The organism is Streptomyces sp. NPDC002577 (genome assembly GCF_053594815.1).
The window spans coordinates 1-1031 of sequence record NZ_JBSFWK010000114.1 but is presented as its reverse complement, the minus strand read 5'-3'; the positions used below and the strand labels follow the sequence as shown (position 1 = coordinate 1031).

The 1031-nt window shown below is 70.4% G+C and carries 1 pseudogene; it reads right to left on the bottom strand.

Annotated features, from left to right (window positions below):
• Nucleotides 1-1031 (bottom strand): annotated as a pseudogene (locus tag ACWD4J_RS44140) (hypothetical protein); the annotation flags it as partial.

Sequence of the window (1031 nt, the reverse complement as noted above, 5' to 3'; positions counted from 1 at the left end):
TCGAGCCCGGTGAAGCCCCCGTCCTCGGGCGCAGTGAAGACCTTGGACCAGTAGGCGGCCTCGTGCGGCAGCATGCCGTCCACCGCGACCCACTGACGGAGCTCGGCCGACGACACCCCCGGAACCGACCGGTACATGCGCACGGCGTCGTCCAGCGGGTTCGCCGCCAGCGACGACACCACGTCCGCCGTCTGCAGACCCGCCAGGATCTCGTACAGCGAGTGGTCCTGGAGCGGAAGCATCCAGCCGATCAGGGCCAGCGTCAGGCCCTCCGCGTCCAGACCGGGGACGTTCAGCAGCTTGAAGGCGTTCCCCATCTGCGCGGCGGTGCCCGACACGCCCGCGGTCATCGGCATGCCCCGCCTGCCGTGCATCTCGCGGAACAGCTCGGAGTCCTCGTCCAACGCGAACCAGGCCTTGCCCGAGACGGAGCTCATCGGCAGCTCCGGGCCCTGCTCGTCCGGACCAAGATCGCCCGCGCGCGGCTCCTCGACAGCCGTGGGCTCCTCGACGATCAGGGTGATCCCGGTCACCGTCCGGCCCTCGGTGCCCTCCGGAGCGCTGTAGTGCACCTCGACACCCAGCACACCCGGCGCCGAACGCAACTCGCCCAGCAGCGGCGCCCCCTGCTCGTCGAAGGCCACCTGCTCCAGCGGCACCTTCTCCGTACGGAAGCCCATGACCCGAAGAGCACCCTGGTTGGCGGCGAGGAAGGCCACCTCACGCTCGCTCAGCCCGACGCCCAGACGCGCCCATTCGCTCGGAGTGGCCGCAAGGTCCCCGCGCAGCCGGTCCGCCTCCGGGCGCTGGAAGCGGTGCCTGAAGTACTCGTCGCCCCAGTACTTCGCGGCCTCCCGCTTCCACGACGGTGTCTGCGCCGCCACGTTCCCCAGACCGAAGAAGTCGTCGTCGAGCATCACCGCCTTGCCCGGCGCAACCCGCTCGACCGCGGCACGCAGCCGGACGCGCAGATCGCTCTTGAGGAAAGCCACCTGGTCACGCAGTGCCTGCATGTCCAGGCCCAGGCGTTC